Source organism: Sinorhizobium kostiense, assembly GCF_017874595.1.
In the GTDB taxonomy this organism is placed as follows: Bacteria; Pseudomonadota; Alphaproteobacteria; order Rhizobiales; family Rhizobiaceae; genus Sinorhizobium; species Sinorhizobium kostiense.
Genome location: NZ_JAGILA010000004.1, coordinates 69,767 through 87,216 on the forward strand (window position 1 = coordinate 69,767; position 17,450 = coordinate 87,216).

General features: G+C 63.4%; 17 protein-coding genes. 10 read left to right on the plus strand and 7 right to left on the minus strand.

Translation table 11 applies throughout. From position 1 onward, the window contains the following. Positions 1–22: 22 nt before the first annotated feature. The 7 genes from J2Z31_RS15690 (at position 23) to J2Z31_RS15720 (ending at position 6,162) form a co-directional block, all read left to right on the plus strand. Positions 23–1,084 carry an ABC transporter permease gene (locus J2Z31_RS15690; RefSeq protein ID WP_209602953.1) on the plus strand — a complete coding sequence of 354 codons (1,062 nt, stop codon included), beginning with the start codon at positions 23–25 and terminating at the stop codon, positions 1,082–1,084. Further along, positions 1,081–2,013, plus strand: coding sequence for an ABC transporter permease (locus J2Z31_RS15695; RefSeq protein WP_209602509.1), 933 nt, complete (start codon positions 1,081–1,083; stop codon positions 2,011–2,013). The genes J2Z31_RS15690 and J2Z31_RS15695 overlap by 4 nt, the downstream gene beginning before the upstream one ends. Continuing rightward, positions 2,010–2,843, plus strand: coding sequence for an ABC transporter ATP-binding protein (locus J2Z31_RS15700; RefSeq protein WP_209602510.1), 834 nt, complete (start codon positions 2,010–2,012; stop codon positions 2,841–2,843). The genes J2Z31_RS15695 and J2Z31_RS15700 overlap by 4 nt, the downstream gene beginning before the upstream one ends. After that, entirely contained in the window at positions 2,840–3,631 is a 792-nt protein-coding gene (locus J2Z31_RS15705) for an ABC transporter ATP-binding protein (RefSeq protein ID WP_209602511.1), read from the plus strand. The genes J2Z31_RS15700 and J2Z31_RS15705 overlap by 4 nt, the downstream gene beginning before the upstream one ends. 127 nt (positions 3,632–3,758) lie before the next feature. Then, positions 3,759–5,198, plus strand: coding sequence for an FAD-binding oxidoreductase (locus tag J2Z31_RS15710; protein WP_209602512.1), 1,440 nt, complete (start codon positions 3,759–3,761; stop codon positions 5,196–5,198). A 96-nt stretch (positions 5,199–5,294) separates the two neighbouring features. Further along, positions 5,295–5,708, plus strand: a complete 414-nt coding sequence (locus tag J2Z31_RS15715) for an EF-hand domain-containing protein (RefSeq protein ID WP_209602513.1) — start codon at positions 5,295–5,297, stop codon at positions 5,706–5,708. 76 nt (positions 5,709–5,784) lie between these two features. Beyond that, the gene (locus tag J2Z31_RS15720) at positions 5,785–6,162 is read left to right on the plus strand and encodes a DUF488 domain-containing protein (protein WP_209602514.1); all 378 of its coding nucleotides are present in this window, start codon (positions 5,785–5,787) and stop codon (positions 6,160–6,162) included. Positions 6,163–6,335: 173 nt separating this feature from the next. Here the strand turns inward: J2Z31_RS15720 and ychF are convergent, their stop codons facing one another. Beyond that, positions 6,336–7,439 carry a redox-regulated ATPase YchF gene (gene ychF, locus J2Z31_RS15725; protein WP_209602515.1) on the minus strand — a complete coding sequence of 368 codons (1,104 nt, stop codon included), beginning with the start codon at positions 7,437–7,439 and terminating at the stop codon, positions 6,336–6,338. A gap of 259 nt (positions 7,440–7,698) precedes the next feature. On the opposite strand from ychF, the gene clpS reads away from it, so the two are divergent. Then, positions 7,699–8,010: an ATP-dependent Clp protease adapter ClpS gene (clpS, locus tag J2Z31_RS15730; protein WP_209602516.1), complete on the plus strand. Its 312-nt coding sequence runs from the start codon at positions 7,699–7,701 to the stop codon at positions 8,008–8,010. 13 nt (positions 8,011–8,023) lie between these two features. Here the strand turns inward: clpS and J2Z31_RS15735 are convergent, their stop codons facing one another. From J2Z31_RS15735 to J2Z31_RS15760, 6 genes are all read right to left on the minus strand, one after another. Further along, positions 8,024–8,239: a hypothetical protein gene (locus J2Z31_RS15735; RefSeq protein ID WP_234939471.1), complete on the minus strand. Its 216-nt coding sequence runs from the start codon at positions 8,237–8,239 to the stop codon at positions 8,024–8,026. Further along, positions 8,240–8,959, minus strand: a complete 720-nt coding sequence (gene pth / locus J2Z31_RS15740; RefSeq protein WP_209602517.1) for an aminoacyl-tRNA hydrolase — start codon at positions 8,957–8,959, stop codon at positions 8,240–8,242. It abuts the gene before it with no gap. A gap of 190 nt (positions 8,960–9,149) precedes the next feature. Beyond that, positions 9,150–9,884, minus strand: coding sequence for a substrate-binding periplasmic protein (locus J2Z31_RS15745; protein WP_209602518.1), 735 nt, complete (start codon positions 9,882–9,884; stop codon positions 9,150–9,152). A gap of 68 nt (positions 9,885–9,952) precedes the next feature. Next, the gene (locus J2Z31_RS15750) at positions 9,953–12,319 is read right to left on the minus strand and encodes a putative bifunctional diguanylate cyclase/phosphodiesterase (protein WP_209602954.1); all 2,367 of its coding nucleotides are present in this window, start codon (positions 12,317–12,319) and stop codon (positions 9,953–9,955) included. A 230-nt stretch (positions 12,320–12,549) separates the two neighbouring features. Continuing rightward, positions 12,550–13,161, minus strand: coding sequence for a 50S ribosomal protein L25/general stress protein Ctc (locus tag J2Z31_RS15755; RefSeq protein ID WP_209602519.1), 612 nt, complete (start codon positions 13,159–13,161; stop codon positions 12,550–12,552). A 165-nt stretch (positions 13,162–13,326) separates the two neighbouring features. Then, positions 13,327–14,508, minus strand: a complete 1,182-nt coding sequence (locus J2Z31_RS15760) for a benzoate/H(+) symporter BenE family transporter (RefSeq protein WP_209602520.1) — start codon at positions 14,506–14,508, stop codon at positions 13,327–13,329. Between the two features lie 221 nt (positions 14,509–14,729). Between J2Z31_RS15760 and J2Z31_RS15765 the strand changes: the two genes are divergently transcribed. Continuing rightward, positions 14,730–15,686 (plus strand): helix-turn-helix domain-containing protein, encoded by a 957-nt coding sequence (locus J2Z31_RS15765; RefSeq protein ID WP_209602521.1) that lies wholly within the window; start codon positions 14,730–14,732, stop codon positions 15,684–15,686. Between the two features lie 247 nt (positions 15,687–15,933). Next, positions 15,934–17,442, plus strand: coding sequence for an aldehyde dehydrogenase (gene adh / locus J2Z31_RS15770; RefSeq protein WP_209602522.1), 1,509 nt, complete (start codon positions 15,934–15,936; stop codon positions 17,440–17,442). Positions 17,443–17,450: the final 8 nt, after the last annotated feature.

The following is a 17,450-nucleotide window of genomic DNA, read 5'->3' on the forward strand; positions in this document are numbered from 1 at the left end:
CGAGAGGACCGCTTCCTTGAGTTTGAGCGCAATTGAGCGAGGGAGCGGCCGCCGGCGTGCCCGTTCCCGCAAGATCGTTGCCACGGCGCTGCAATTCCTTGTCGTCGTGGCGACGACCTATCTCGGCCTGCTCGCCGTCACCTTCTTCATCGGCCGCGTCATCCCGATCGATCCGGTGCTGGCGGTCCTCGGTGACCGCGCACCAGCCCATGTCGTCGACCGGACCCGCGAGGCGATGGGGCTCAACCTGCCCCTCTACCAGCAATTCTTCATCTATGTGAGGCAGGCGCTTTCCGGCGATTTCGGCGTTTCGGTGCTGACGACCAACCCGGTGATGACCGACATCCGACGCGTGTTCCCGGCGACCATCGAGCTCGCGACGCTCGGGACCCTGATCGGGGGCCTGATCGGCGTCCCGCTCGGGGTGCTTGCCGCCGTCAAACGCGGCAGCATCGCCGATCAGATCGTGCGCGTCATCGGGCTCGTCGGCTATTCCGTGCCGATCTTCTGGCTGGCGCTTCTGGCGCTCCTCGTCTTCTATGCGCGGCTGCAATGGGTCGCCTACCCCGGCCGCATCGACATCGTCTATGAATACACCTTTACGCCGATCACCGGCTTCTACCTCGTCGACGCGCTCTGGCAGGGACAATGGGACGTGTTCCGGGACGTCTTCCGGCATATCATCCTGCCGGCCTCTCTGCTCGGCTATTTCTCGCTCGCTTATATCAGCCGCATGACCCGCAGCTTCATGCTGAACGAGCTGCAGCAGGAATATATCGTTGCCGCGCGCGCCAAAGGCCTTTCCGAGGCGCGGATCATCTGGGGCCACGCGCTGCGCAATGCGGCGGTGCCGCTCGTCACCGTGATTGCCCTTTCCTATGCCGGGCTGCTCGAAGGCTCAGTGCTCACCGAGACGGTGTTCGCCTGGCCGGGGCTCGGCCTCTACATCACCAATTCACTGCAGAATGCCGACATGAACGCCGTGCTCGGCGGTACGATCATCATCGGGTCGGTCTTCATCGGCATCAATCTCCTGTCCGATCTGCTCTATCGGACGCTTGACCCGAGGACGCGCGCGCGATGAGCCTGGCCACGGAAACCCGCCCGACGACGCGCCGGGAATGGCTGCTCTCCGATCGTCCGCAGTCGCGCCTGCAGGCGCGGCTGGGCCGCGCCTACATGACTTGGCGCCGCTTCTCGGCGAACCGCCTCGCCGTTGCCGGACTTCTGATCCTGTTGGCACTGGTCCTCGTTGCGGCCTTTGCCGATCAGATCGCGCCGCATTCGCCCTTCGTCGGCAATCTCGCCGGCGCGCGGCTTCTGCCGCCGGGCAGCGACGGATACCTGCTCGGCACCGACGACCAGGGGCGCGATATCCTGTCGCGGCTGATCCATGGTTCGCGGCTGACGCTCATGGTCGTCGCGCTCGTCGCGATCATCGCCGCGCCCGTCGGCCTGATCGTCGGCGCGGTCGCCGGCTATGCCGGCGGCTGGATCGATGCCATCCTCATGCGCGTCACCGATATCTTTCTCGCCTTCCCGAAGCTCGTCCTGGCGCTCGCCTTCGTCGCCGCCCTCGGTCCAGGGATCGAAAACGCCGTCATCGCCATCGCGATCACCTCCTGGCCGCCTTATGCGCGCATCGCCCGCGCCGAGACGCTGACGGTGCGCAATTCCGACTACATCGCCGCGGTTCGGCTGATGGGGGCGTCGCCCATGCGCATCGTCATCCGGCACGTGATGCCGATGTGCCTGTCATCGCTGATCGTCCGCGTCACGCTCGACATGGCGGGCATCATTCTGACGGCGGCGGGCCTGGGTTTCCTCGGCCTCGGTGCACAACCGCCGCTCCCCGAATGGGGCGCGATGATCGCCTCCGGCCGCCGTTTCATCCTCGACCAATGGTGGGTTGCCACCATGCCCGGCATCGCGATCCTCATCGTCAGCCTCGGCTTCAACCTTCTCGGCGACGGCTTACGCGATGCGCTCGATCCGCGGGAGAGCGGCCAATGAGTGCGCTTCTGACGGTCGAGGATCTGAGGGTTTGCTTTCCGACGCGTACCGGCATGGTCGAGGCGGTGCGGGGTGTTTCCTTCGCCCTCGGACGCGAGCGCCTCGGCATCGTCGGCGAGAGCGGTTCCGGCAAGTCGCAGACCGGCAGGGCGATCATGGGATTGACGCCGCCACAGGCGCAAGTAACGGCAAGGACGCTCTCCTTCGATGGCATCGAGCTTCTGTCGGCCCCGCCGAAACTCCGCCGAAGCCTCCGCGGGAAGCGCATCGCGATGATCCTGCAGGACCCGAAATATTCGCTGAACCCGGTGATGAGCATCGGCCGGCAGATCGTCGAGACATTGCGAGAGCACGAGGACGTCTCGGGCGCGGAGGCCCGTGAGCGGGCGCTGGAGATGCTTGCCGCCGTCCAGATCCGCGACCCGAAGCGCGTCTTCGGGCTCTATCCGCACGAAGTCTCCGGCGGCATGGGCCAGCGGGCGATGATCGCGATGATGCTCGTGGCCGGGCCGGAACTGCTGATTGCCGACGAGCCGACATCGGCGCTCGACGTGACGGTGCAACTCGAGGTGTTGTCGATCCTCGACAAACTGGTTGCCGAGCGCGGGATGGGACTGATCTTCGTCTCGCACGATCTGAGGCTCGTCTCGTCCTTCTGCGATCGCGTGCTCGTCATGTATGCGGGCCGGATCGTCGAGGAGCTTGCCGCCTCCGACCTCGCCAATGCCAAGCACCCATATACCCAAGGGCTCTTCAATTGCATGCCGGTGATCGGCGCCGATCGCCATCCCCTGCCAGTTCTCGAACGCAAGCCGGAGTGGGCGCTATGAGCGCGATCGTCTCGGTCGAGAACCTCAGCGTCGTCTTCGACGACTTCACCGCGCTTGACAATGTCAGCATCGATGTCTTCGCAGGGGAGTCCTTCGGACTTGTCGGCGAGTCCGGCTCGGGCAAGTCGACGCTGCTGCGTTCAATTGCGGGGCTTGCGCCCCCAGCCGGGGGCACGATGCGGATCACCGGACGGGAGCTTCGCGGCAGAGACCGCGACAAGGCCTTTTACCGTGCAGTGCAAATGGTCTTCCAGGATCCCTACGGGTCGCTGCATCCGCGCCAGACGATCGACCGGCAGCTCATGGAGCCGCTCGCGATCCACGGCGCCCGTGATGGCGAGCGCCGCATCTTGAAAGCGCTTGACGAGGTGGGCCTGGGCTCCGGATTTCGATTCCGTTATCCCCATCAGCTTTCCGGCGGCCAGCGGCAGCGCGTGGCAATCGCCCGCGCACTGATCCTCGAACCCTCGATCCTGCTCCTCGACGAGCCGACTTCGGCGCTCGATGCGTCGGTCCAGGCGGAAGTGCTGAACCTGCTCGAGCAGGTGCGGCACGACCGAAAGCTGACCTTCGTCATGGTCAGCCATGACCTCGGCGTCGTCACCCACATGTGCGACCGCCTGGCGGTGATGCAGGGCGGGCGTGTGGTCGAGCGACTAACCTCGGACGATCTCGCGGGTGGCCGCATCGACGAGGACTATACGCGCAACCTGATGGTGGCGAGCAAAGGGTTCCGCCGCCATGCGGAGCCGATCACACAAGGCGCCGCCTCCCCCTCCCGACCTTGAGCGCACGGCCTCCCCACGCTCCCGCAGATGTGTAGGCGGCCACAACCGGCTTTGCTTGCCGGGGTCCGCACAAAGGCGCAGAATGGCCAGCTGCTGGGGCAATGGTTCACCGTGGGAGGAGCGAATCATGAACGATGTCAGCCTCACCGATCTGCATGGCGGAAGGACGACGGTCAGCGCCGAGGCCGTCGAAGCCCTCGCGAAGCGGCTACGCGGCCGCGTGCTGAATGGGAGAGATCCGGAATATGACGAGGTGCGCGCCATCTGGAATGCGATGATCGATCGCAGGCCGGGCCTGATCGTTCGCTGCGCCGGGGCTTCCGACGTGATCCATGCTGTCCGCTTCGCGGCGGAAAACCAACTGCTCCTCGCGGTGCGCGGCGGCGGACACAACATCGCCGGCAATGCCGTCTGCGAGGGCGGATTGATGATCGATCTCTCGCCGATGAAATCGGTGCATGTGGATCCGACGACAAAGCGGGCATGGGTGGAGCCTGGCGCGACGCTTGCCGACGTCGACAAGGAAACCCAGGCTTTCGGCCTGGCGCTGCCAGTCGGCATCAATTCCACTACGGGCATTGCCGGCCTCACGCTTGGCGGAGGCTTCGGCTGGACCACCCGCAAATTCGGATTGACGGTCGACAACCTGCTGTCCGCCGATATGGTGACGGCCAATGGTGAGCTTGTGCGTGCAGGCCCGGCGGAGCACCGCGACCTGTTCTGGGCCCTCAGGGGCGGTGGTGGGAACTTCGGCATAGTCACCGCCTTTGAATTCGCCCTGCAGGACCTCGGGCCGGAGGTTCTCTCAGGCCTCGTCGTGCACCCCTTCGGCGATGCGGGAAACGTACTCAGGCAATACAGACAGGCGCTTAAAGCCGCACCGGACGAACTCACCTGCTGGGTCGTGCTGCGTCTTGCGCCGCCGCTGCCGTTCATTCCCGCCGAATGGCACGGCAAGGAAGTTCTCGTACTTGCCATGTGCTATTGCGGCGATCTCGTGGCCGGCGAGGAGGCGACGGCCGCCTTGCGCGCGATCGGCCAACCGATTGCCGACGTTGTCAGCCCCCACTCCTTCGTCGCCTGGCAGCAGGCCTTCGACCCGCTGCTCGCGCCGGGTGCGCGCAACTACTGGAAGAGCCATGATTTCTTGGAGCTTTCCGATGCAGCGATCGGCGTCCTGCTCGACGCCATACGGCAGTTGCCGGGACCGGAATGCGAAATCTTCATCGGCCATGTCGGCGGCGCGGCAGGTCGGATCGCGGCGGAGGAAACCGCCTTCCCCCAGCGTAATTCGCATTTCGTGATGAATGTGCACGCTCGCTGGCGCGAACCGGCAATGGACCAGGCCTGTATCGACTGGGCGCGACAAATCTTCGAGGCGGCGAAGCCCCATGCCGCCGGTACCGCTTACATCAACTTCATGCCTGAGGACGAGGTCGATCGGGTCGCTGCGGCCTACGGCGGCAATTACGCGCGGCTCGCCGAGGTCAAGCGCCGCTACGATCCTCAGAACCTCTTCCGCATGAACCAGAATGTGCGGCCGGTGGAAATACGCGGAGCGGCATGAGCGGGGGCGGATGGCCGCGATGCAGTCGTCGAGCGGGGAGCGGAGTTCATCCGCATCCCGCTCAGCCTGAACGAGCAAACTCAAGGAGGAGATCAGATGTTGTCGATGCGATTGTCCGCGGTGGCCGCTCTTGCCGTATCCATGGCCCTGGGCTCGGCGAACATCGCCGCCGCTCAGGCGGCCGATACGCCCGAGGAGCAGGAACCCGCGCCGGAGGCGCCTCAGCAGCCGGCGGAAACGCCCGCTCCGGATCAGGAGACCCAGGCCGATCAGCCGCAAGCGATGCCGCGCGACATGGCGCGCCCGGGCCGCATGGGCGTTCACGGCAGGATGATGCGCGGGCGTGGGCACATGATGAAGGTCATGTTCGCGATCGCTGATGCCGACGGCAACGACTCGCTCTCCTTCGAGGAGATCAGCACCATTCACCGGCGCATCTTCGACGCGATCGACGCCGACGGTAATGGCGAGGTCACGCAGGAGGAGGTCCAGACTTTCATGCGGGAATAGCGTCGGCTGGCATCTCGCCCGAACCGCCGTGTTTCGGGCGAGATGCAGGGAACGCAGCAGCATTCCGGGGGAACGGATGGGGAAATTTCAGCTGAAACGTGTCTATGAGGCGCCGCGTCCGGAGGATGGGACGCGCATTCTCGTCGACCGACTGTGGCCGCGCGGCATCGCCAAGGACAAGGCGCGGATCGACCTTTGGCTTAAGGAGATCGCACCGAGCGACGCGCTGCGCAAGCGCTTCCATGGCAAGCCGGATGAATGGGGCGCTTTCTGTGAATCCTATGCCGCCGAACTCCAAGGTGAGGCGGCACAGGCGGCGGCAAGCGAACTTTTCAAGTTTCGGGCGCAGGGTCCGGTGACGCTGCTTTATGCGGCGCGGGACGAGAGCCGCAATAACGCAGTTGCACTGAAGACATGGCTGGAACGACATCGGGGAGGGGGCTTGCCGGGGTAGCGCAGTGAGAGAGCCGGCCGGGCGCGATCTTGGACCTCGCGTCCGCCTACTCGCGCATTGCGCACTTCCTCATCAGCGCTGATCTTGGCCATGGTTCCGTATTGCCTGAGGGGCAGATGGAGAGAACATCTCTGAGCGGGCCGTGACCGCTGCCCGCCGAATCCGCAGAACCTTCAGGTGTTGAACCGGAAGTGGATCACGTCGCCGTCCTGGACGACATAATCCTTGCCTTCGTCGCGCGCCTTGCCGGCTTCCTTCGCGCCGGTCTCGCCGCCGCACGCAATGAAGTCGTCATAGGCGATCGTGTTGGCGCGGATGAAGCCACGCTCGAAGTCCGAGTGGATGACGCCGGCCGCCTGAGGCGCTTTCGTGCCGCGCGGGATCGTCCAGGCGCGCGTTTCCTTCGGGCCGACCGTGAAATAGGTGATGAGATCGAGCAGCTTGTAGCCGGCGCGGATCAACCGGTCGAGGCCGGCCTCTTCGAGACCAAGCGCGGCAAGAAACTCCTTCGCCTCCTCTTCCGGCAATTGCGCCACCTCGGATTCGATCGCGGCCGAGATGATGACCGTGCCGGCGCCTTGAGCCTTGGCCATCTCCTCCACGGCCCGGGTATGTTCGTTGCCCGTTGCGGCATCGCCCTCGGCGACGTTGCAGACGTAGAGAACCGGATGGGCGGTCAGCAGATTGAGGCCCTGAAGGATACGCAGCTCGTCCGCATCGAGCTTCGGCAAGAGAGTGCGCACCGGCTTGCCCTCCTGCAGGAGTTTCAGCGCGGCATCCATGATGGGCAGTTGCGCCATCGACTCCTTGTCCTTACCGGTGGCGCGCTTGCGCGTCTGCTCCGTACGCCGCTCGAGGCTTTCGAGATCGGCAAGCATCAGTTCGGTCTCGATCGTCTCGGCGTCCTCGACCGGATGGATGCGGCCTTCCACATGGGTGATGTCGTCGTCCTCGAAGCAGCGCAGCACATGAACCACGGCATCGACCTCGCGGATGTTGGCGAGGAACTGGTTGCCGAGGCCTTCGCCCTTGGAGGCGCCCCGCACCAGGCCGGCGATGTCGACGAAGGAGATGCGCGTCGGGATGATCTCCTTCGATTTGGCAATGTCGGCGAGCTTGCGCATGCGCGGATCCGGTACGGCGACTTCGCCGGTGTTCGGTTCGATCGTGCAGAAGGGATAATTCGCAGCCTGTGCCGCCGCCGTTTTGGTGAGCGCGTTGAAGAGTGTCGACTTGCCGACATTCGGCAGCCCGACGATACCGCATTTGAAGCCCATGGCCAAAAAACCTGTCGTTCTCGAATTGCTTGCGGGTGGCTATGGGATAAAGGAGCGGAGCGGTCAAGTCTTCGCTCCTATTCGGCGGGCTTTCACTTGAATGCCCGCAGCTGGCGCGCGATAGTCGTGCAGGATCTCCTACTGCATGTCTTCTTAATCGACCTCGATTTTGGGAGAGGTGCAGCGATTCAAAGTGCTACAGCGACGTTTGCGCGTCTGATTAGGCGCGCGGCGCTGTATGTCATCAGCGGGTGGACCGATGAGTGACAATGACGCTGCCGCAAAGCCGAAGATCAAGACCAAGCCCAAGCTCGAGCGCCCGAGGCTCTACAAGGTGATGCTCGTCAACGACGACTACACGCCGCGCGAATTCGTCGTCATGGTGCTGAAGGCCGTGTTCCACATGAGTGAGGAGACGGGGTATCGCGTGATGATGACGGCGCACAAGCTCGGTACCTCGGTGGTCGTGGTCTGCGCCCGGGACATTGCCGAGTCCAAGGCGAAGGAAGCGACCGAGCTCGGCAAGGAGGCGGGTTTCCCGCTATTGTTCACGACCGAGCCGGAGGAGTGAGTCCCGGCCCTGGCTACGCAACCGCGGCCGAGCGCGGAGCCGGTTCGGCATCCTTTGGCTTGTCCGTGTCGAACGGGCATCCTATCGAAAGCTCGGGATTGATGCGGGCGCGCATCGTCGCTTCGAATTCGTCCCGGACCCGGACGATCTGCTTGCGCAGCCACTGGTGAGCCGGGTCGCGATCGCGACGGGAGTGCCAGAAGACGACCGATCCAAATAACGTCGCCATCTAATCGCCCTTCGCGCCGAACATTTTCTTCAGCATCTCGGCCATAGGGCCGGTCGTCGGGAGCTTTTTCGGCTGAGGTGCACTGCGGGCCTGGTGGATGTGGGATTGCGCCGTCTGCTTCTTCGGTATTTCAAGCTTTCCCGCGTCGGGCTTGCCGCCGATGGCGAGTGCGAGCTTGTTCAGAAGCTGCGAATCCTCGCCCTTGACCAGCATCTCCGCGTTATCGGCGATGGTGTCGAGGAGAGGCGAAAGCCAGGCCTGATCCGCCTTGGCGAAATCGCCGAGCACATGCGCGTGTACCAGGTCCTTGACGCCCGGATGGCCGATCCCGAGGCGAAGGCGGCGGTATTCCTTGCCGCAATGGGCGTCGATCGATTTGATGCCGTTGTGGCCGCCATGGCCGCCGCCAGTCTTGATGCGCGCCTTGCCGGCGGGGAGATCGAGTTCGTCATAGATCACGACGATGTCCTTTGGCGCGAGCTTGTAAAAGCGCATAGCTTCGCCGACGGCCTCGCCGGAGAGATTCATGAAAGTCTGCGGCTTCATCAGAAGCACGCGCTCGCCGGCGATCTCGCCTTCGGCGATCTCCGCCTTGAACTTCTTCGACCAGGAGGAGAAACCCGGGCGCCGCTGAATGGCATCGACTGCCATGAAACCGATATTGTGGCGGTTGTCCGCATATTTCGGTCCCGGATTGCCAAGTCCCGCGATGATCAGCATGCGGTCAACTCCTGATGCTCTTGCCTGACGCTGACGAGGAGGGCCTGTGCCTCCTATCCCGCCTGCCTTACCCTCCGCAGCAGCTGCCAAAGGTGGGGCAGCCCTCTCCTGCCCGCAGGAGAGGGCTAGGGTGAGGGGCATCCCTCAATCATTTCAACGCAAAACCACTGGTGCTCGGCTAAGTCAATCTCTAATTCGCCGCCTGGCGGATGGCGTTCGGGCGCAGACCGTAACGCTCGAAGATCCGGTCCTGCGTGCCGTCGGCAATCAGGCGGTTGAGCTCCACCTGCATCCGCGTGACGATTTCCTCCGGCATATCCCTGTGGCAGGCAATGCCGTACTGCTTGCCTTCGAGAACGAGCGCCGGTTCGACCGGCGTGCCGCCGGCCCGCATCGTCTCGAAGGTCTTTTCCGAGGTCATCATCAGGTCGATGCGGCCGGCGAGAAGTTTCTTGAGCGTCGAGTCGAGGCTGGTGGCGTAGTCGATCCGCTCAAAGCCGTGCTCCCTCAGATAACTGGCGGAGACATCTTCGCGCTGCGTGCCGATCACGAACTGCTTTGCCTCGTCCAGCGTCTTCGGCGCGATGGCGGCATCCTTGCGACGCACCATCATCATCTGGTCGACAAGAAGTGGTTCGATCCATCGGAACTCGCCGTCCCGCTCGGCGTCGTGACCGGTCGTGAATACGCAGTGGAAGGGCTCCTTTTCTGCTAGTGCAAAGGCCCGTGCCCAAGGCAGAACTTCGATGTCATAGGGAATAGCGACGGACTTCATCATGAGGACGACCTGATCGACGGAGGCGCCACTCGGACCTTCGTCGCCGAGGTAATTATAGGGCCGGTATTCTTCGGTCAGGAAATGGATTGTTTCGGCGTGAGCCGTGGCAGACAGGTGGAGCAGGATCGCCAGGATCAGTTTTTTCAAGCTGTGTACTCCTTTCGCCCACGCCCAAGGCCTGGGAGCGGGATGCGTTGGCGACTGCAGCCCAGAAGCTAGTTGGATGCGCTCGCCTTCGCCTCGGATTCGTTCTCCAGCATCGTCAGCATGCCACCGATCGGCAAGGGTCGGCTGAAGAGGTAACCCTGGCCATAATCCACGCCAAGCTTGCGCAAGAGTTGCCATTGCTCCTTCGATTCGATCCCCTCGGCGACCACCGTGCATCCCATCTGGTGCGAGATCGTGCGAATGCCCTTGATCAACATGCGGCTCTTGCGCCTGACATCCGCGGCGCTGGAACTGAGCGAGCGCGTGAAGGACTGGTCGACCTTGACGATGTCGACGGGGAAGCGGTTCAGATAGCTGAGCGAGGAGTAGCCGGTGCCGAAATCGTCGAGCGCTATTCGGCAGCCGAATTCGTTGAGCTGCTTCAGGACCGCATGAACCTCGGGATTATCGAGCATCAGCACTGCTTCGGTGATTTCGATGACGATGCGTTGCGGCGCAATGTGATGCTTGAGCAGGAGGGCCGCGAGCTTGTGGGGAAGGGTGAGTTCGAACTGAAGCGGCGAGAAGTTGATGGCGAGATAGGTATCCTGGGTCCCGTCCAGCCTGGAAATCGTCGCGAGGTGCCCGATCGCCCTTTCCAGCACGCGCTCGCCGATGCGGCCGATCGTGCCCGTTTCCTCGGCAATGTTGATGATCTTGCCTGGCGCAAGCAGACCTCTTTCGGGGTGGTTGAGCCGCATCAGTGCTTCGAAACCGACGATCTGGCCGTCGCCGAGATTGACGATCGGCTGCAGCCAGGCCTCGAACCAGTCCTCTTTCAAGCCAGCTTCGATGCATTGCTCGATCTCGTGGCGCTCGCGCGCAGCGTCAAGCATGCCGGTGTCGAAGATCCTGAGCCCGTTCTTGCCGTCGCGCTTGCGCGCATACATAGCCATGTCCGCTTTCAGCAAGAGATCGGAGGCGCCGGCGGCGTGGTTGGGGTAGACCGCAATGCCGATGCTTGCGCTGACGGAGAGTTCGTTGCCGGCGACCGGTATTGGCTCGCGCAGCGCGGCGCAGATACGCTCGCCGACTTCACTCGCCAATTCGAGAACGTCCGGCGCCCGGACGAGAATGGCGAACTCATCTCCGCCAAGTCTCGCCATCACGTCTTCATGGCCGAGAGCGCTGCCGATCCGTTCCACGGTATGGCATAGCACCGCATCGCCGGCCGCATGGCCGAAATTGTCGTTGATCCACTTGAAGCGATCGAGGTCGATGAAGATACAGGCGAGCTGCATGCCGCATTGGTCGGCGCTCACGATCGCCTCATCCAGCGCATTCTCGAAGCCCTGTCGGTTGAGCCGGCCGGTCAGGTGGTCGGTGATCGCTTGCGCGTGGTTGCGGCTTTCGGCTTGCTTCAGCGCCGTCACGTCGGTCATCACTGAGAGCGAATTCGCGTCAGCGCCGGCTTTGGTTTCGAGTATAAGCACGGTCATGAATGCGTCGTCGGCCTTGCGGAAAGGCAAGGTGATCTCGCTGATCGTCTGCCTGTCCGTTGCGTTTGCCCGTGGACGAAGGCGGTAGGCATCCTGCCAGTGCGGGTCGATGAAATCGGTGAAGTGTCGGCCGATAACCGCTGCGCGGCCATACCCTGTCGCCCGCAGCCAATAGTCGCTGACCGCCGTCAGCCGTCCTTCGGCATCGAGCGAGAAGAGCATTGCCGGCGTCAGGTTGTATGTCTCCGTGGCACGCGCATGTGCGGCCTTCAGCTCGGATTCCTCACGCTCGAGCCGGTCCTGCATCGCGTTGAAATTGGCGGCAAGCGTGCCCATTTCGTCATGCGCCGCCCAGTCAACCCGATGACGCGAGCCGAGCTGGCGGGTCGCTGCGATCGCGGCGGTCAGCCGGGTCAGCGGGCGGATCACGGTAAGGCGGTTGCCGATCAACGCTGCAGTGAAGACGATCGCCACGGCGACAAGCAGAATACCGAGGACTGACCACTCGTCCTTGCTGAAGCGCGAGGGGATATCGGATGCAGGTACGAATGCTTCGAGCGTGCCGACAGTCTTGGTGCCATTAACGCTGTCGTACGAAATCGGGGTTTGCAGCGGGTGGCCCGCGGTCGTATCGATCCGCTCCCTCGGGAGCTGGACCAGGACATTGCCGGCCGCGTCGCGAATGGTGACGGCACGAATATCCGTCGCCCCCATCAGCGAGCGGCCGATCCGCCCGATGCCGTCCTGGTCGAAGTCCCAGATGGGCTTGCCGAGAGCCTCGCTGCTTGCCGCCATCAAAAGTTCGACATTGTGCAGGCGCTCGCGTGCAACGCGCTCGCCGGATATGGTCAGGAAGAGTGCGAGCAACGGCGCCACGAAAACAAGCATCGCGCCGCAGATGATTGCGATAAACCGGCTTTCCACCGAGTGCATCATCGGATGCTCCGATCGGTGGATGTCCACACTCTGTACATTCGGATACTCTTGCACTGCCACGCCATGCTCCCCCGCGCGCAGCACATCATCAAATCCTTAAATGTTGCTGAAATTGCACGCCGCATTTCGTGCAAGCAATTGCCGTTCATCCGATGCGCGAAAACAAAAACCCCGCCCCCAAGACGGTGGGCAGGGTTTCAAGAAATGGACGCTGCGAAAAAGGCTTGAGATCAAGCCTCGGCTTCGCCCTCGGCGGCTTCCGCGTCGTCGGTCTCCTGGGCACGGCCGGTGATCGTCGCGATCGTGAAATCGCGGTCGCTGATAACCGGGGTTGCGCCTGCCGGAAGCTTGACGTCCGAGATATGGACCGTATCGCCGATGTTGAGGCCGGCAAGATCGACGCTCAGGAACTCCGGAATGCTGTCGGCGGAAACGTTCAGCTCGACTTCGTGGCGAACGATGTTGAGAGCGCCGCCGCGCTTCAGGCCCGGGGATTTCTCTTCGTTTTCGAAGTGAACGGGCACTTGCACCGATACCTTGCTGTCCTTCGAGACACGCAGGAAGTCGACATGCATCGTGAAGTCACGGACCGGATCCAGCTGATAGTCCTTCGGCAGGACGCGGATCTTCTCGCCGTTGACGTCGATCGTCGCGACGGTGGTCATGAAACCGCCGGCGTGGATCTTCACCGTCACGTCCTTGGTGGACAGAGCGATGGAAAGCGGGGGCTGCTTGTCACCATAGATGACAGCGGGGATAAGACCGTTGCGGCGAAGTTCGCGGGAGGACCCCTTACCAACCCGTTCGCGCGTCTCGGCCTTGAGCTCGTAAGTCTGGCTCATGGGTAGACCTTTCTGGTTATTTGGAGAGTTCGTCCGTCAATGGGCTAGACCCGGCGGAAAAACCTGAAGCCGCGTAGCGGCCCCATCCGCGTTGCCTCCAAGGGTGTCTGCGCGGACGCGCGGTCCATAACGGAGAACGCGCCAAAATGCAAGGCGCGGTGCGGCTCATCCCTTCCGCCTGGCGAAACGGGCAAGCGCGAGCATGAGGCCGCCGGCAATGAGACCCCAGAAAGCGCCCGATACGCCCGCGAAACTGATACCTGATGCCGTGACGAGAAAGGTGATGGCGGCGGCTTCGCGCGTGTCGGCTTCCGCGAAGGCGGCCATGGCGGAGCTTGAAAAGGCGCCGATCAGCGCAAGCCCGGCAACGGCCTCGATCAGCACCGGCGGGGCAAGGCCGACAAAAGCGGTAACGACGCCGGCGATGAGGCCGAAGACGACATAGGTGATGCCGGCATTGACCGCGGACCAGTAGCGGCGGCCGCGGTCCGGATGGGAATCGGGCCCGGCGCACATGGCGGCGGTGATGGCCGCCAGGTTGACGGCGTGGCCGCCGAAGGGCGCGCTCATCATCGAGAAAAGGCCGGTCGTCGCAAAGAGCGGCCCGGGGTTCGGGTGGAAGTCATTGACCTTCAGCACGGCGATGCCGGGAATATTCTGCGAGGCCATCGTTACGATGAAAAGCGGCAGCGCGATGCTGACGATTGCAGCGGCATTGAAAACCGGGAAGACGAATTGCGCGCGTGGAACCAACGCCGAGGAGAGGTTGGCGAGGAAGTCCGCAGGCATGTCGACGCCGAAAGTGAGCACGAGGACGAAGGCAAGCAATGCTGCCGGCACCGCATAGAGCCTGTTGACGCTGCCGACGATCGCCCAGGCGAGGACGATCGGCAGGCCGAACAGCGGATTGAAGGCGATCGCCTTGACCGGTGCGAAGCAAAGGCCGATCAACACGCCGGCAAGCATCGCGTTGGCGAGCGCTGCGGGAATGGAGGAGACCATTCGGCCGAGCGGCTTCCAAAGCCCGGCGACGACGATGAGAAAGCCGCAGATCAGGAAGGCACCGACCGCGGCATTGAACCCGCCTTCCACGCCTCCGGAACTTGCCAGCAAAGCCGCTCCAGGCGTCGACCACGCAATGCTGACGGGAAGCCGGGTGGCGAGACTGATGACGATCCCGCAGACGCCCAGAGAGATCGAAAGTGCCATCAGGCCGGCGGCCGCCTGCACCTCGCTTGCTCCCACGCCTGTAAGGCCGTGCAAGACGACGGCGAAGGAGCTGGCGAATCCGACAAAGGCGGTCAGCGCGCCCATGAAGAGGCTTTGAACGGAGAAATCACGAAGCATGGCGGAACCGGATGGCGCAGGCGAGTCGCGGAAATTGTGCTGGACCAAGTAGCATATCGGCCGATGTGCCGATACCGCGTGCGGCCATCCTGGCCGCGCACGACCTTCGTCTGGCTGGACCTTGCTTGCTATCGAAGGCTATAGTGCCGCCAAATGCAGCGGCACCGCACATGGGAGGTCGGGGCAATCTGCCAACCCGCGGACGCTTCAGGGAGGGAGCGATGCCTGCAGCCACGGATCATTCGGAACACGTCTACAGGATCGCGCAGCAGTCGTCGGCGGCCGCGTGCTCGCCGGTTGCCGCCTCCTGGCGCCGCTGCATGACGGTTCACGGCCTGGCGCCCGAGGAGGCGCGGACACCCTGGCGTCTTTCGGACGGAGAGCTCATCGAGGCGCGCGAACGCTCCGGCGTGCTGCTCGCCGAGGCCGGCGGCGAGCTCGACCGGCTGTTTGCGATCCTCGGCAAGGCCGGATGCTGCCTGTTGCTGACCGACGACAAGGGCGTCGCGCTCGAGCGCCGCGGGTCGGGCGGCGACGATGCTGATTTTCGCGGTGTCGGACTTTGGTCCGGAACCGTGTGGAGCGAAGCGAGCGTGGGAACGAACGGCATCGGCACGGCAATCGCCGATGAGCGCCCCGTCATCATTCATCGCGACCAGCATTTCCTGAGCCGCAATATCGGTCTCAGCTGCGCGACGGCACCCATTCGCGACGAACTCGGCCGGATCGCGGCGGCGATCGACATCTCTACCTGCCGCGATGATGCATCGGAGATGACGCTCTCGATTCTCTCACAGGCCGTGCGCGATGCCGCCGGGCGCATCGAGGCCAATCTCTTCCGGCGGGCCTTCACCGGGGCGCGGATCGTGCTCGTACCGGCCGATCGCGCCGGGCCGGCGCTGCTTGCCGTGGATCGAGACGATGTCGTCCTCGGCGCCACGCGTGCGGCCCGGCAATGGCTCGGCCTTGACGACAGGCGCATCGCCGGCGGTGTCCCCGCATCCGACCTCCTCGAAGAGCGCGCCTCGGGCGAGGGGACCGAATTTTCGGATGCCGAGCGCGCGGCTCTTCGCCGCGTACTGTCGCGCGCCAACGGCAATGTCTCGATGGCCGCCGATCTCCTAGGCATCAGCCGGGCCACACTTTATCGAAAGATGAAGCGGCTCTCGCTGAACTGAGCTGCCGACATCATCGAGAGATGCCCTCACCATAGCCCTCTCCCCGCCTTCGGGTAAAGGTCGCGGCAGCGGAATGCGGGCGTCCTCTGACCGATGCTGCGCTGCAGCACGACTACCCCGCCCCGCTTGTCGCAATTCTGAAACAGATGGCATTGCCGGCTTCGGCAGCCCTCTACCGTAAATCGCCGTTTGGCATCACCTTCCTTTAACAGCAATCGGAGTGCTGTCTTTTCAAAGGGAGGAAGTCATGCTGCATCAGAAGATCGTCGAGAGCCCGTACAAGCACAAATACGGAAACTTCATCGGCGGCGAGTGGCGCGAGCCCGTGGCCGGCCGCTATTTCGACAATACGACGCCGATCACCGGCGGCACGCTCTGCCAAGTCGCCCGCTCCGATGCGGCCGATATCGAACTTGCGCTCGACGCGGCGCATGCCGCCAAGGACAAATGGGCCCGGACCTCGACGACCGAGCGCTCCAACATCCTGATGAAGATCGCGGCACGGATGGAGGACAATCTCGAGCTCCTCGCGCGCGCCGAGAGCTTCGACAATGGCAAGCCGATCCGTGAGACGATGGCGGCGGACATTCCGCTGGCGATCGATCATTTCCGCTATTTCGCCGCCTGCATCCGCGCCCAGGAGGGCTCGATCGGCGAGATCGACCACGACACGATCGCCTACCATTTCCATGAGCCGCTCGGCGTCGTCGGTCAGATCATCCCCTGGAACTTCCCGATCCTGATGGCCGCCTGGAAACTGGCCCCGGCACTGGCCGCCGGCAATTGCGTCGTGTTGAAACCGGCCGAGCAGACGCCCGCCTCCATTCTGGTGCTCGCCGAACTCGTCGCCGACCTGTTGCCGCCCGGCGTGCTCAACATCGTCAACGGCTTCGGCCTAGAGGCCGGCAAGCCGCTGGCAACCAGTCCACGCATCGCCAAGATCGCGTTTACCGGCGAGACGACGACCGGTCGATTGATCATGCAATATGCCAGCCAGAGTCTGATCCCCGTGACCCTCGAACTCGGCGGCAAGTCGCCGAACATCTTCTTCGCCGATGTCTTGAACGAGGACGACGACTTTTTCGACAAGGCGCTCGAAGGCTTTGCCATGTTCGCGCTCAACCAGGGTGAGGTTTGCACCTGCCCAAGCCGCGCGCTGATCCAGGAAAGCATCTATGACCGCTTCATGGAGCGGGCGTTGAAGCGAGTCGAGGCGATCCGCCAGGGCAACCCGCTCGACCCGCAGACGATGATCGGCGCGCAGGCGTCGAGCGAGCAGCTCGAGAAGATTCTCTCCTATATCGACATCGGCAAGCAGGAAGGGGCAGAGCTGCTGACGGGCGGCGAGCGTAACGCGCTCGAAGGCGAGCTTGCGGGCGGCTATTACGTCAAGCCGACCGTGTTCCGCGGCCACAACAAGATGCGCATCTTCCAGGAAGAAATCTTCGGGCCGGTCGTGTCGGTAACGACCTTCAAAACCGAAGACGAGGCGCTGGCGATCGCGAACGACACGCTTTATGGCCTCGGTGCCGGTGTCTGGAGCCGTGACGCCAACCGCTGCTACCACTTCGGCCGCGAAATCCAGGCCGGCCGAGTCTGGACGAATTGCTACCACGCCTATCCGGCCCATGCCGCCTTCGGCGGTTACAAACAGTCGGGTATCGGCCGCGAGACGCACAAGATGATGCTCGACCATTACCAGCAGACCAAGAACATGCTGGTGAGCTACAGCCCGAAGGCGCTCGGCTTCTTCTGATCCTCATT

Excerpts from the sequence above, each read along its gene's own strand:
- J2Z31_RS15695 (WP_209602509.1), top strand. The coding sequence starts at position 1,081 with ATGAGCCTGGCCACGGAAACCCGCCCGACGACGCGCCGGGAATGGCTG.
- J2Z31_RS15700 (WP_209602510.1), top strand. The coding sequence starts at position 2,010 with ATGAGTGCGCTTCTGACGGTCGAGGATCTGAGGGTTTGCTTTCCGACG.
- J2Z31_RS15705 (WP_209602511.1), top strand. The coding sequence starts at position 2,840 with ATGAGCGCGATCGTCTCGGTCGAGAACCTCAGCGTCGTCTTCGACGAC.
- J2Z31_RS15710 (WP_209602512.1), top strand. The coding sequence starts at position 3,759 with ATGAACGATGTCAGCCTCACCGATCTGCATGGCGGAAGGACGACGGTC.
- J2Z31_RS15715 (WP_209602513.1), top strand. The coding sequence starts at position 5,295 with ATGTTGTCGATGCGATTGTCCGCGGTGGCCGCTCTTGCCGTATCCATG.
- J2Z31_RS15720 (WP_209602514.1), top strand. The coding sequence starts at position 5,785 with ATGGGGAAATTTCAGCTGAAACGTGTCTATGAGGCGCCGCGTCCGGAG.
- ychF (WP_209602515.1), bottom strand. The coding sequence starts at position 7,439 with ATGGGCTTCAAATGCGGTATCGTCGGGCTGCCGAATGTCGGCAAGTCG.
- clpS (WP_209602516.1), top strand. The coding sequence starts at position 7,699 with ATGAGTGACAATGACGCTGCCGCAAAGCCGAAGATCAAGACCAAGCCC.
- J2Z31_RS15735 (WP_234939471.1), bottom strand. The coding sequence starts at position 8,239 with ATGGCGACGTTATTTGGATCGGTCGTCTTCTGGCACTCCCGTCGCGAT.
- pth (WP_209602517.1), bottom strand. The coding sequence starts at position 8,959 with ATGCTGATCATCGCGGGACTTGGCAATCCGGGACCGAAATATGCGGAC.
- J2Z31_RS15750 (WP_209602954.1), bottom strand. The coding sequence starts at position 12,319 with ATGATGCACTCGGTGGAAAGCCGGTTTATCGCAATCATCTGCGGCGCG.
- J2Z31_RS15755 (WP_209602519.1), bottom strand. The coding sequence starts at position 13,161 with ATGAGCCAGACTTACGAGCTCAAGGCCGAGACGCGCGAACGGGTTGGT.
- J2Z31_RS15760 (WP_209602520.1), bottom strand. The coding sequence starts at position 14,508 with ATGCTTCGTGATTTCTCCGTTCAAAGCCTCTTCATGGGCGCGCTGACC.
- J2Z31_RS15765 (WP_209602521.1), top strand. The coding sequence starts at position 14,730 with ATGCCTGCAGCCACGGATCATTCGGAACACGTCTACAGGATCGCGCAG.
- adh (WP_209602522.1), top strand. The coding sequence starts at position 15,934 with ATGCTGCATCAGAAGATCGTCGAGAGCCCGTACAAGCACAAATACGGA.